8 protein-coding genes are annotated in these 13146 nt (G+C 61.6%); 7 read left to right on the top strand and 1 reads right to left on the bottom strand.

Annotation, left to right across the window (positions count from 1 at the left end):
• Positions 1–5: 5 nt before the first annotated feature.
• On the bottom strand, positions 6–4901 hold the full coding sequence (locus ACW9IR_RS17385; protein ID WP_457464379.1) for an NAD-glutamate dehydrogenase: 4896 nt from the start codon (positions 4899–4901) through the stop codon (positions 6–8).
• Between the two features lie 505 nt (positions 4902–5406).
• Between ACW9IR_RS17385 and ACW9IR_RS17380 the strand changes: the two genes are divergently transcribed.
• The 7 genes from ACW9IR_RS17380 to ACW9IR_RS17350 all read left to right on the top strand — a co-directional run bounded on the left by ACW9IR_RS17380 (position 5407) and on the right by ACW9IR_RS17350 (position 12871).
• Positions 5407–5760, top strand: coding sequence for a hypothetical protein (locus tag ACW9IR_RS17380; protein WP_108226813.1), 354 nt, complete (start codon positions 5407–5409; stop codon positions 5758–5760).
• Between the two features lie 265 nt (positions 5761–6025).
• A complete protein-coding gene (locus tag ACW9IR_RS17375) occupies positions 6026–6985 on the top strand; it encodes an AAA family ATPase (RefSeq protein ID WP_007913915.1) in 960 nt (319 codons plus the stop codon).
• 5 nt (positions 6986–6990) lie between these two features.
• The gene (locus ACW9IR_RS17370) at positions 6991–7935 is read left to right on the top strand and encodes a DUF58 domain-containing protein (RefSeq protein ID WP_457464377.1); all 945 of its coding nucleotides are present in this window, start codon (positions 6991–6993) and stop codon (positions 7933–7935) included.
• Entirely contained in the window at positions 7932–8429 is a 498-nt protein-coding gene (locus tag ACW9IR_RS17365; RefSeq protein WP_102902185.1) for a DUF4381 domain-containing protein, read from the top strand. The genes ACW9IR_RS17370 and ACW9IR_RS17365 overlap by 4 nt, the downstream gene beginning before the upstream one ends.
• Entirely contained in the window at positions 8422–9501 is a 1080-nt protein-coding gene (locus tag ACW9IR_RS17360) for a vWA domain-containing protein (RefSeq protein ID WP_457464375.1), read from the top strand. Before ACW9IR_RS17365 ends, ACW9IR_RS17360 begins: the two co-directional genes overlap by 8 nt.
• The gene (locus tag ACW9IR_RS17355; RefSeq protein WP_457464373.1) at positions 9498–11237 is read left to right on the top strand and encodes a tetratricopeptide repeat protein; all 1740 of its coding nucleotides are present in this window, start codon (positions 9498–9500) and stop codon (positions 11235–11237) included. The genes ACW9IR_RS17360 and ACW9IR_RS17355 overlap by 4 nt, the downstream gene beginning before the upstream one ends.
• Positions 11234–12871 carry a BatD family protein gene (locus ACW9IR_RS17350; RefSeq protein WP_457464371.1) on the top strand — a complete coding sequence of 546 codons (1638 nt, stop codon included), beginning with the start codon at positions 11234–11236 and terminating at the stop codon, positions 12869–12871. Before ACW9IR_RS17355 ends, ACW9IR_RS17350 begins: the two co-directional genes overlap by 4 nt.
• The last annotated feature ends 275 nt before the right edge of the window (positions 12872–13146 follow it).

Here is a 13146-nt window from a genome sequence, read left to right as displayed (position 1 = left end):
ACTACTTACGCCAGTTCAAGCTCGGCATTCGTAGCAGCCGCAGGCACTACCGCTTGCCCGCTCAATGCCAGATCCAGCAGTTCACGGTTGGCCACTGCATACATGGCGTAGTCCGTGCCGCTCGCCGCACGGATTTCCACCAGCATGGCGCGCCAGCGCGAGATCATGCTTTCGTGCTGTTCCATCCACAGCGCCAGACGTGCTTCCACGTCCAGCGTGCCGTCGCCCTGTTGCAGGACGGAGATGGTGATCGCCCGTTGCTGCCAGTCGACGTCATCACGGAACGCTTCACGGGCCAGGGCTTGCCAGTTGTTTTCAACCGGCAGCGCGCTGATCTGTTGCAGGTACCAGGTGATGTCCAGCGCACTGCCCACGGCGAAGTAGGCCTTGGCCACTTCGGCCGGGTTCTGGCCAGTTACGTCGGAGGCTTCGATGATCGGCAGCAGGGTGTACAGGTGCGAGGTGCCCGCAACCATACGCGCCAGCAATTCCGGCACACCGGCTTCGACGTACGCCTGATAACGCGCCTGCCAGTTTTCACGGATTTCGCCGCTCAGCAGTTCGTCGAGTTTCAGGCCCAGCTCTTTCAGATGCGGACCGAAGTGCGCGACGTCACGGGCAGCGTTCTGCTCGTTGCGGCGGGCACGCAGGAACCAGCGCGTAGCGCGACGGCCCAGACGCATCAGCTCGTCCATCAGTTCCAGCTGTACGTCAGCGCTGACCTGGTAGTCCAGCGCTTCAATCTGACGGAACCAGTGCGGGAGGTGGAAGATGTCGCGCACGATCACATAAGCGCCCGCCACGTTCGCCGGGCTCATGCCGGTCGACTCTTTGAGTCGTTGAACGAAGGTGATGCCCATGTGGTTGACCAGGTCGTTGGCGATCTGGGTGCTGACGATCTCGCGCTTCAGGCGGTGACGACGCATGGCTTCGGAGAACTTGCTGACCAGAGACGGCGGGAACGCCGTTTCCATGTCGCGGGTCAGGTAATCGTCGTCCGGCACCAAGGAGCCCAGTAGCTGCTCTTTGAGGTCGATCTTGCTGTACGAAATCAGCACCGACAGCTCAGGACGGGTCAGACCGTGGCCCTCAGCAATACGCTCGGCCAGTTGCTCTTCGGTCGGCAGGAACTCGATGGCACGGTCCAGCTTGCCACGGCCTTCCAGATCGCTCATCAGACGCTTGTACTCAGCGATGCGCGCATACGCACGACGCGCCGCCAGGGACAGCGCCTGAGTCTGCTTGTAGTTGTTGCCCAGCACCAGATTGCCGACTTCGTCGGTCATGCTCGCCAGCAACTGGTTGCGTTGCTTGTCGGTCATGTCACCGGCCTGAACCACTTCGTTCAGCAGGATCTTGATGTTCACTTCGTGGTCGGAGCAGTCCACACCACCGGCGTTGTCGATGAAGTCGGTGTTGGAGCCGCCGCCATTGAGGCCGAATTCCACACGCCCCAGCTGGGTCATGCCGAGGTTACCGCCCTCGCCCACGACTTTGCAGCGCAGCTCGTTGCCGTTCACGCGCAGCGCATCGTTGGCCTTGTCGCCGACATCGGCGTGGCTTTCGGTGCTGGCTTTGACGTAAGTACCGATACCGCCGTTCCACAGCAGATCCACCGGCGCCTTGAGCAAGGCGTTCAGCAGTTCGGTCGGGGTCAGCTTGTCAGCCTTGATGTCGAAGCGTTCCTGCATCTGCGGGGAGATTGCGATGCTCTTTGCGCTGCGCGAGAAGATACCGCCGCCTTCGGACATGATGCTGGTGTCGTAGTCGGTCCAGGCCGAACGCGGCAGGTCGAACATGCGCTGACGCTCGACGAAGCTGGTCGCCGGGTTCGGGTTCGGGTCGATGAAGATGTGCATGTGGTTGAAGGCCGCGACCAGTTGCAGCTTGTCGGACATCAACAGGCCGTTACCGAACACGTCACCGGCCATGTCGCCGACGCCCACTACGGTGATGCTGTCTTCCTGAACATTGATGCCGCGCTCGCGGAAGTGACGTTGTACGCCCACCCACGCGCCTTTGGCGGTAATGCCCATTTTCTTGTGGTCGTAACCGGCCGAACCACCGGACGCAAACGCGTCACCCAGCCAGAAGCCGTAGTCGATGGCGATACCGTTGGCGATGTCGGAGAAGGTCGCAGTGCCCTTGTCCGCCGCTACTACCAGGTACGGGTCGTCATCGTCGTGGCGAACCACGTTCAATGGCGGTACCAGCGCACCGTCTTTCAGGTTGTCGGTGATGTCCAACAGACCGGAAATGAAGATGCGGTAGCAGGCGATGCCCTCGGCCGCGATCTCGTCACGGCTGCCGCCCAGTGGCAGACGACGCGGCAGGAAGCCGCCCTTCGCACCCACTGGCACGATGACCGAGTTCTTCACTTGCTGGGCTTTTACCAGGCCGAGGACTTCGGTACGGAAGTCTTCTTCACGGTCGGACCAGCGCAGACCACCACGGGCGACGTTACCGAAGCGCAGGTGCACGCCTTCAACGCGTGGCGAGTAGACGAAGATTTCGAACTTCGGCACTGGCTTCGGCAGTTCAGGGATCGCGTGCGGGTTGAACTTGAAGCTGAAGTACGACTTGTTCTGGCCGTTGGCATCAGTCTGATAGAAGTTGGTCCGCAGGGTCGCTTTGATCAGGTCGAGGTAACGACGCAGGATGCGGTCTTCGTTGAGCACCTGGACGTCGTCCAGTGCGGTCAGAATCGCTTGTTCCAGACGCAGTTGCTTGTCTTCCAGATCGTCGCTGCCGAGTTTGCGCGCCAGATAGAAGCGGGTCTTGAACAACCGGGTCAGCTCGCGAGCGATGTCGGTGTGGTTGTTCAGGGTGCTGGCGATGTAACCCAGATCGAAGCCCAGACGAATCTGCTTCAGGTAACGCGCGTAAGCACGCAGCAGCGCGACGTCGCGCCAAGGCAGGCCGGCGGTCAGTACCAGACGGTTGAACGCATCGTTTTCGGCGTCGCCGCGAACGATGTGGACGAAGGCGTCCTGCAGGGTGTCGTTGAGTTGCTGGATGTCGAGGTCCAGACCTTCAGCGGCAGTGAACGCGAAGTCGTGAATCCAGAACTCGCGGCCATTGGTGTGACGCAGACGGTACGGGAATTCACCCAGTACGCGCAGACCGAGGTTTTCCAGAATCGGCAAGACGTCGGACAGCGCCAGCGGCGTGTCGGCGTGGTACAGCTTGCAATGCAGCTCGCGCTGGCCGGAGACCTGACCGAGCGGCTGATAGAAGCTCATCACCAACGGATTTTTTTCGTTGAGGCTCAGCAGGTGCTGCATGTCGACCACGGCCGAATGCGCTGCGAAACGCTCGCGGTAGCCGGCTGGGAAGCCTTTCGGGAAGTCGGCCAGCACGTTGGTGCCGTGGGCTTCGCCGAAGCTCTCGACGGTCAGTGCGGCGTAATCGTCCTGCCAGCTGCGGCAGGCTTGCACGACTTCTTTTTCCAACAGCACCGGGTCGATGTCGAGACGGTTTTTCGGGTCGACACGCAGGATCAACTGCACGCGCGCCAGTACCGACTCGGAGAAGAACGTCCAGAATTCGCAATCGGAAGCCTTCAGGCGCTCCATCAGCACTTGCTGGATCTTCTGGCGAACTTCGGTGGAATAGATATCGCGCGGCACGTAGGCCAGGCAGTAGCAGAAACGACCGTACGGGTCTTTGCGCAGGAACACGCGGATCTTGTTGCGTTCCTGGATCTGCACGATCGACATGACGGTGGTGAACAGTTCGTCGACCGGAGTCTGGAACAGGTCATCACGCGGCAATACTTCGAGCACCTGCGCCAGTTCCTTGCCCAGGTGAGCCTTGGACTGGAAGCCGGAGCGCGTTTCGATTTCTTCAACCTTGCGGCGGATGAACGGGATGACCCGCACGCTCTCGCCATACACCGAGGAGGTGTACAGGCCCATGAAGCGGTGTTCCTTGATGACTTTGCCGTCAGCGTCGATTTCACGGATCGACACGTAGTCCGGGTAAGCCGGACGGTGTACGCGGCTTGGGTGCGCAGCCTTGGCAAACGACAGCAGGGTCGGTTCGCGCAGGTAGGCAACGGCGTAGTCTTCGATGCGCAGGTCTTCGTAGGTCAGGCCGGTGCGCAGCAGTTTGGTCAGGCCGAGGAAGGAGTTCTGGTCGTACTCGATGTGGCCGCCATCGGCCTGATCGGTGACCACGAATTCTTCGTAGCCGAGGAAGGTAAAGTGGTTGCCCACCAGCCATTCCAGGAAGCTTTTGACTTCGTTCTTCTCGTCGGCATCGATGGCGAAGGCGCTGTTGTCGAGTTTGGTGAGGATTTCCTGCACCTTGGCTTTCATCGGCTCGAAATCGGCGACCGCTACGCGGACTTCACCGAGAACCTGTTCCAGCTCTTTGCTCAGCACATTCAGTTCGGCCGCGTTGGCGCAGCGGTCGATTTCCAGGTACATCAGCGACTCGTGCAGCACGCCTTCGCCGGTGCTGCCTTTTGGCAGGATTTCCAGCAACTCGCCCTTGCTGCCACGGCGCACGCTGAGCACGGTGGTTTGCAGGGTGTGGATGCTGTAGCCGCGACGGTTCAGTTCGGTACGAACCGAGTCGACCAGGAATGGCAGGTCATGGTGCAGGACTTCGACCGCGGTGTGGGTCGACTGCCAGCCATGACGCTCGTAATCAGGGTTGTAGACGCGCACTTGCGGTTGCGCGTGATCGAAGCGCTCAAGCAGGCGCCACGCAGAGAGAGTACAGCCAGCGAGGTCGGAGAGGCGACGTTGAGTCAGCTCGTCCAGAGAAATGATGCCGAAGAATTGTTCAGCGAACAGCGCCACTTGTGGCAGTGCCTGTTCACTGATGTGCTGCGCCAGTGCCGCTTGCAGTTGGTGCTGGAAGTCGGCTTTGCTGGCTGCGGTGAAGAACGCCATCTGTGGTACTCCGCTTAAGCTTGTTATTGATGGAAAGCGTCGCGTGCAACACCCCTTTCGGGGCTTGTGTCGCCCTGTTCCTGATTCTCGGGCAGAGGAAACAGGGGGACAGGTGGGTGAAGCTGGACGGGACACTCAGGTCACATTCACCTTCCATAGAATGAGCATCTGCAAAAGCGACTGCCAGCGGTGCCGACAATGCCTTTACGGGTGCTCATCCGTTGCGCAGCTTAAAGGGTGCGACAATGTGTCTGCTTGCGGTGCTGCGACATATTCGGTCATTGGCACGTAAACCGAGGGTTTCGCACCGGTAAACACTAGCAGTCGTAGCGGAAAACGCTGGGTTACATGCCCGTTTTTACGGTACATGCGTGCCAGAAATGACCATTGACCCACGTCGCGTTCACGACACATCCTCTGACACTCTCACATGCAGAAATTCCCGAGGACTGGCAGAATCGCGCCCATTAGCGACCAACACGCCCCTCGAGGCAGGAATCCCCCCATGCAAATGACCACCGCCCTACTCATCGTCAACCCGTGCGATGACGAAGAAGACAACATGGCCATGCTCTGCTGCCACAGCGACAAGGGCGACATGTTTCTGATGAGCCGCTACCCGGATGAGGACGAGCTGGAGATCACACTGGATGGCGAGCCTTCGACGCTCGACGGCGTAAAAGTTACTTTGACCTCGACGCTGCTGAAGATCGAGATTGCGGCGGCGGATGCTGATGCGTTGAACGGGGATGATGTGCTGGAGATCAGCTTTAACCCGGATATGGTGGATATGGATGAGGTTGTCGAGACCTTGACGAACATCCTTGATGGGACAGGTACCTTCATCAACGAAGCTTAATGGTTTCTGGACTGGCCCCATCGCGAGCAGGCTCACTACAGGTCGGTGTACGACGATCCATTGTAGGAGTGAGCCTGCTCGCGATAGGGCCGGCACAGGCAACCAATCACTGCCCGGCTACAAAAATCCAACAAATCCCCCAGTCATTCCCGCACTTTGCGCAAAATGCCGTTAGTCGCCACCCCCCGCGATGGATTAAAGTAACGCCCCCAGCCCCGGCGTTATCCGAACGCCTGTGGCCACCCCTTTCCAGGAACAGTCACCGATGGAACATCGTGAAGCGCTGCTCGCGCTGCGAACCTTTCTTTCAACGCAGATTCTCGGCCAGGAAAAACTCATCGAGCGTTTGCTCATCGCCCTGCTCGCCGACGGCCACATGCTGGTCGAGGGCGCGCCGGGTCTGGCCAAGACCAAAGCGATCAAAGAACTCGCCGAGGGCATCGAAGCCCAGTTCCATCGCATCCAGTTCACCCCTGACCTGCTGCCGGCCGACATCACCGGCACCGAGATCTATCGCCCGGAAACCGGCAGTTTCGTGTTCCAGCAAGGGCCGATCTTCCACAACCTGGTGCTGGCGGACGAAATCAACCGCGCCCCGGCCAAGGTGCAATCGGCGCTGCTCGAAGCCATGGCCGAACGTCAGGTCAGTGTCGGCCGCAGCACTTACGAGCTGTCGCCGCTGTTTCTGGTGATGGCCACGCAGAACCCGATCGAGCAGGAAGGCACTTACCCTCTGCCGGAAGCGCAACTCGACCGTTTCCTGATGCACGTGAAAATCGGTTTCCCGGACGCCGCCGTCGAACGCCGCATCCTGCAGCAGGCCCGTGGCGAAGCGCTGAACGGCGAGACCAAACCCGAGCGCCGGGTCAGCCAGCAGGCGATCTTCGCCGCGCGCAAGGAAATCCTCGGTCTGTACATGGCCGACGCCGTGGAGGAATACCTCGTGCAACTGGTCATGGCCACGCGCAACCCGGCCAAGTTCGACCCGGAAATGGCCGAGTGGATCGCCTACGGCGCCAGCCCTCGCGGTTCGATTGCCCTCGACCGCTGCGCCCGCGCCCACGCCTGGCTGGCCGGTCGCGACTTCGTCAGCCCGGAAGACATTCAAGCGGTGCTGTTCGATGTGTTGCGTCACCGTATCATTTTGTCGTTTGAAGCCGAAGCCGCCGGCATCGATCAGGATCGGGTGGTGCAGCGGATTCTCGACGTCGTAGCCGTCGCTTGACCCCCATGAACGCCCCCCTGCCGTCCGCACCGGGCATCCGCGTCAGCCTCGCCGAGCTGATCGAGATGCGTCACCGCGTGCGTGAAGTGCAGCTGTTTTCCACGCCGAGTCAGCGCAGCCCGCTGATCGGCCTGCATCACTCGAAATTCCGGGGCCGTGGCGTCGATTTCGATCAGGTGCGGGTCTATCAGGCCGGCGACGACGTGCGCACCATCGACTGGCGCGTCACTGCACGAACGCAAGAGCCGCACACCAAGCTGTTCCATGAAGAACGCGAGCGGCCGATTTTCATCATGGTCGAGCAAAGCACGCGGCTGTTTTTCGGTTCCGGGCTGATGTTCAAATCGGTGCTCGCGGCGCAAGTGGCGGCGCTGATTGGCTGGGCCGCGCTTGGTCACAATGACCGGGTCGGCGGGCTGGTCTTCGGCGACAACGAGCACTACGAAATCAAACCGCGGCGCAGCAAACAGAGCCTGCTGCAATTGCTCAACCGTCTGGTCAAGGTCAATCAGTCGCTGCACAGCGAGCGTGAGCCGGATCGCGATGCGTTCGGCGTGGCCCTGCGCCGTGCCCGCGAAGTGTTGCGCCCGGGCAGTCTGGTGATTGTCATCTGCGACGAGCGTGCGTTGTCCGACAGTGCCGAGCAACAACTGAGTCTGCTGGCGCGCCATTGCGATCTGCTGATGCTGCCCATCTCTGATCCGCTGGATCACGCCCTCCCCGCTGCCGGCCTGCTGAGGTTTGCCGAGCGCGGCGCACAACTGGAACTCGACACGCTGAATTTCGACCTGCGCCAGACTTATCGCGCCCAAGCTGAAGCACGCATCGCCCGCTGGGAACTGCTCGCGCAAAAACTGCGGGTGCTGCTGATGCCGCTGAGCACGCAAAGTGAAATGGTCGAGCAGATGCGCGAATTCCTCAATCCGCAGCGTCCGGGGAAAGGTCGATGAACGGCCTCGAACAACTGCAACCGCTGATCTCGCCGCCACCAATCGCCTTCTGGCCGCCGGCACCGGGCTGGTGGCTGCTGCTTCTGTTGTTGCCGCTACTGGGTTTCGCCGTATGGAAACTGCGCCGTTTCATTCCGCTGAAGAAACGCCCGATCGTGCGTGCCGAACAGCCGCTCGACCCGGTGCGCATCGCCGCCCTCGCTGAACTCGCACAAATGCCCAAACCCTACGACGGCGCCCCGGCCGGTGCCTGGCTGCAACAACTCAACGGCCTGCTCAAACGCCTGTGCCGCAACCACTATCCCTACAGCCAGAGCCACACCCTCAACGGGCGTAAATGGCTGGCGTTCCTCGATAACCGCTGCCCGGCCGCCGGCCTGACGCGCTGGATGGTGTTGGTCGAAGGCGCGTACAAACCGGAATGCAAACTCGACGACAAAGCCATCGCCGGCCTGACCCAAGCGGTCGACACGTGGATTCGCAAACATGTTTGAGTTCGCCTGGCCGTGGATCTTCGTACTGGTGCCACTGCCGTGGCTGATGCGTCTGGTGCTGCCAGTGGCAGACAGTGGCGAGCCAGCGCTGAAAGTGAGTTTCCTCGCCGATCTCGAAGGCCTCGCCCGCCGTCGCGCTCGCGCCAATCTGCCTGCATGGCGTCAACAAGCGCCGTTCATGCTCTTGTGGCTGTTGCTGCTGACCGCCGCCGCCCGCCCGCAATGGCTCGGCGAACCGCTGCCGATTGCTGCCAGCGGGCGTGATCTGCTGGTGGCGGTGGACGTGTCCGGCTCGATGGATTTTCCCGATATGCAATGGCAGGACGAAGAAGTCAGTCGTCTCACCTTGGTTCAGCATCTGCTGGGCGACTTCCTTGAAAGCCGCGATGGCGACCGGGTCGGCCTGATCCTGTTTGGCAGCCAGGCCTATCTGCAAGCGCCGCTGACCTTTGACCGCCATACCGTGCGCGTCTGGCTCGACGAAGCGCGGATCGGCATTGCCGGCAAGAACACTGCGATCGGCGACGCCATCGGTCTGGCGCTGAAACGCCTGCGCATGCGTCCAGCGCAAAGTCGCGTGCTGATTCTGGTCACTGACGGCGCCAACAATGGCGGCGAAATCAATCCGCTGACGGCAGCAAAACTGGCGGCCAGCGAAGGTGTGAAAATCTATCCGATCGGTATCGGCGCCAATCCTGAAGACAGCGGCTCAACCGGCCTGCTGGGCGTCAATCCGAGCCTGGACCTCGACGAACCGGCGCTCAAAGCCATCGCCGAAGTCACCGGCGGCCAGTATTTCCGTGCCCACGACGGCAAAGAACTGCAAGCCATCAAAGACACACTCGACCAGCTCGAACCGGTGACTCAACAACCGACCCAGGCCCGCCCGGCACAAGCCTTGTATCACTGGCCTTTGGCGCTGGCGTTATGGTTGAGCCTATTGCTGGTCGCCCGTGAATTGTGGCCGGACAACCCGCTGCAGCGCCTGTTCACCAAGGAACTGTATCTGCAAAGTCCACTGCCTGACTGGCGCGAGCGCCTCAAGCGCCTGCGTCTGCGGAGGCGCCGATGATTGCGCTCTGGCCGCACTGGTTCCGTCCGTGGTGGTTGCTGTTGCTGCCGCTGCTCGGCTGGCTGATCTGGCAACTCTGGCACCGGCAGAAACGTGCCGGGCGCTGGCAGATGATTTTGCCGCCGGCGTTTCATGCCACCCTGCTCAGCGGCGGTAACGGTCGCGACAGCAAACTGCCGTGGGTCGCCCTCGGCGTGGCGTGGTTGCTGACCATTCTGGCGCTGCTCGGGCCGAGTTGGGAGCGCGTCGAACAGACCAGCCAGAAACCCGCCGATCCGCTGGTGGTGGTGCTGGAACTGACCCCGGAAATGCTCGCCACCGACTCGCCGCCGACGCGACTGGAACAGGCGCGGCGCAAGCTGTTCGATCTGTTGCAGGCACGCAGCGATGCGCAGACCGCCATCGTTGTCTACGCCGGCAGCGCGCACACGCTGGTGCCGCTGTCGGATGACCTGGCGACCAGCCGCAATCTGCTCGACGCGCTCAAACCGTCGTTGATGCCGGAAAGTGGCCATCGTGCCGATCTGGCCGTGAGCAAAGCGCTGGCCCTGCTGAAACAGGGCGCGCTCGGTCAGGGGCGGATTCTGTTAATCGGCTCGTCGCTCGATGAGGCAGAACGCCAAGGCATTCGCCGCGCACTCAGCGGACAATCGGCGCAGTTGCTGATGCTCGGCGTCGGCACCGCCGAAGGTGCGCCGATTGCCCAAGAGGACGGCAGTTTCCTCAAGGACGAGCAAGGCGCGATTCGCGTTCCGCAACTCGACAGTCCGGGGTTAAGTGCTTTCCTCAACAGCGTCGGCGGCGAATACCACCCTGCCCGCCTCGACGAAGCGGATCTTGGCGCACTCGGCCTGCTCAGCGGTCCACGCAGCCTGCGTGACGACGGCCAGACCGTACGCCTCGATACCTGGGCCGATCAGGGTTACTGGCTGCTGTTGCCGCTGCTATTGCTCGCCGCCTGTGCCGGACGTCGCGGCTGGTTGTTCTGCCTGCCGTTGCTGTTCTGCCTGCCGCAGCCCAGCTACGCTTTTGACTTTGAGGATTTGTGGCTACGCCCCGATCAACAGGGCCTGCACCTGCTCAAACAGAAGCGCCCGGCTGAAGCCGCGCAGCATTTTGACGATCACCAATGGCAAGGGGTGGCGTTGTACGAAGCCGGCGACTACAGTGGCGCCGCTCAGCGTTTCGCCGAAGGCAGCGACGCCCGCGCCCACTACAATCGTGGCAACGCGCTGGCGAAAAGCGGTGAGCTGGAAGCGGCGATCGACGCCTATGAGCAGGCACTGGAACAGCAACCGGATTTACGCCCGGCGCAGACCAACAAGACGCTGGTGGAAAATCTGCTCAAGCAGAAAAACGCCCCTCCGCCCGCCGAGCCGGACACCAAGCCAAGCGAGCAGCAAAGTCTGCCGGGCGACGAACCAGCGCCCGCGACCACGCCGCCACCGGCGGTAAAAAGTGAAACCCAGAGCGACGCGCAACCGACCGAATCGGCCAGCGAACCGCCACCGACCACGCCGCCGCAGCCGGGGCCCAATGAAGTGCCGGGCAGCGACGAGGAAGAACAAACGGACACCGTGCCGACGCTGCGCCCGAGCGAGGACAACCTCGAAGGCGAGCAACGTCAGGCACTGGAACAATGGCTGGGCAAGATCCCGGATGACCCGGGCGAACTGCTGCGACGCAAATTCTGGTACGAACAGCAACAACATCAGGATCAGGAAAACACTCGATGACCCGCTTCACCGCTCTCTTGCTGCCCCTGCTGCTCTGCACGGCCACCGCCCAGGCGGCCGAGCTGACGGCCAGTGTGGATCGCAGTCGCCTGAACTCCGGCGAGACGGTCGAGCTCACCCTCGAAACCAGCGACGTCACCCAGTTCGGCAAACCCGATCTGACCGCGCTGGAAGCGCTGTTCGAAGTGCGCGGCACACGCCAGGTCAACCAACTCAACACCCTCAATGGCGACAACCGCGCGACCACGCGCTGGATCATCACCCTGCTGCCCAAAGAGAACGGCAGCGTGGTGATCCCGCCACTGCAACTGGGCGACGCACAGAGCCAGCCGATCACCGTGCAAGTGGTCGAAAGCGACACCCGCGAGAACAAGAACAGCCTTGATCCGGTGTTCATCGAAGCCAGCCTCGATCAGGCCAGCGTCTACGTGCAGGCGCAGGCGATCCTGACGTTGCGCATCTACCATTCAGTGTCGCTGTACGACGACAGCAGCCTGACGCCGCTGCAAATCGCCGATGCACGCATCGAGCAACTGGGCGACACGCGCACCTACGAAAAAGACCTCAACGGTGTGCGCCATGGCGTGATCGAAATGCGCTATGCAATCTACCCGCAACACAGCGGTTTGCTGACCATTGCGCCACAGACCTTTAGCGCCACACTGGTCGACACGCAGCCGTCTCAGGACGCCAATGCGCAGGGGCCGAAGCCGGGCAAACTGATGCGCGTCAGTTCTGCGGAAATCCCCCTGACCGTCAAACCCAAACCCCTGACCTATCCGGTCGATGCGCCGTGGCTGCCCGCACGCAGTCTGAGCCTCAGCGAAAGCTGGAACCCGGAACCGGAACACACCCAGGTTGGCGATTCCCTGACCCGCAGCCTGACATTGAAAGTCGAAGGCCTGGCCGCCTCGCAACTGCCAGCGCTGCCCGCCACCGACGTCAACGGCCTGCGCCGCTACCCCGATCAACCGGTGCTGAGCAACCAAAGTACCGACCGCGGCATTGTCGGCAGCCGCGAAGAACGCGAAGCGCTGGTGCCGAGCCGCAGCGGCGCCATCGATTTGCCGACGGTGGACGTGGTCTGGTGGAACACCTTCGAAGATCACCTGGAGCACAGCAGCCTGCCGGCGCGCACCCTGCAAGTGGCCAACAACCCGAGCCTGCAAGTCGACACCCCGGCCGGCACGCTACAACCGGGCGTCGTCGATAACGACGTGTTGTGGTGGTGGAAACTCAGCACGCTAATTCTGGCCTGCACCACCCTCCTCGGCTTCGGCCTGTGGTGGCGCGCACGCTGGCAACCGGCGGTGCATCGCGCCGCACAAACCGGCCCGAGCCCGCGCACCTTGATGGATGACATCAAACGCGCGAGTCAGGCCAATGACCCGCAAGCAACGCGGCAGGCACTGGATGCGTGGGCGCGTCAGCAGCCAGAGACACTGGCGGACATGGCGGCGCGGTTTGTGCCGTTGTCGGATGCGCTGGATGGGCTTAATGGTGCGCTGTACAGCGAGACGGGGCAGCATTGGCAGGGTGAGGATTTGTGGCGGGCGATTCGGACCATTCCGGCGGCGGAACGGGTGCAGGATCCGGTGGGTGATAGTGGGTTACCGCCTTTGTACCCCAAGTAATCTCTGTAGGATTTTGGATTTTAGGGCGTATGCCTCTTCCTGATTGATCGCATCCTACGCAAAACTTAGAAACGTCTGACTGCTGTAGATTTTGGATACATTCACAGTTCCCTGTCTCAAACAGACACGGGATATGCAAATGTCCAAGATCCATCCCGCCAACCTCGCCGCTGCCGCCGCATCCAAAACCCCTATCGGTTCTCCCGGCGCTTGCCCGCTTCGGCAAACCCATGTGCAACTGTTGCCCTTGGCTTATGGCCTGGTGGAACGACCGC

The organism is Pseudomonas sp. SDT291_1_S447 (assembly GCF_054070155.1).
This window is presented reverse-complemented; position numbering and strand designations above follow the sequence as displayed.

Coding starts and splice junctions, on each gene's coding strand:
- ACW9IR_RS17385 (WP_457464379.1), bottom strand. CDS start 4,901: ATGGCGTTCTTCACCGCAGCCAGCAAAGCCGACTTCCAGCACCAACTG.
- ACW9IR_RS17380 (WP_108226813.1), top strand. CDS start 5,407: ATGCAAATGACCACCGCCCTACTCATCGTCAACCCGTGCGATGACGAA.
- ACW9IR_RS17375 (WP_007913915.1), top strand. CDS start 6,026: ATGGAACATCGTGAAGCGCTGCTCGCGCTGCGAACCTTTCTTTCAACG.
- ACW9IR_RS17370 (WP_457464377.1), top strand. CDS start 6,991: ATGAACGCCCCCCTGCCGTCCGCACCGGGCATCCGCGTCAGCCTCGCC.
- ACW9IR_RS17365 (WP_102902185.1), top strand. CDS start 7,932: ATGAACGGCCTCGAACAACTGCAACCGCTGATCTCGCCGCCACCAATC.
- ACW9IR_RS17360 (WP_457464375.1), top strand. CDS start 8,422: ATGTTTGAGTTCGCCTGGCCGTGGATCTTCGTACTGGTGCCACTGCCG.
- ACW9IR_RS17355 (WP_457464373.1), top strand. CDS start 9,498: ATGATTGCGCTCTGGCCGCACTGGTTCCGTCCGTGGTGGTTGCTGTTG.
- ACW9IR_RS17350 (WP_457464371.1), top strand. CDS start 11,234: ATGACCCGCTTCACCGCTCTCTTGCTGCCCCTGCTGCTCTGCACGGCC.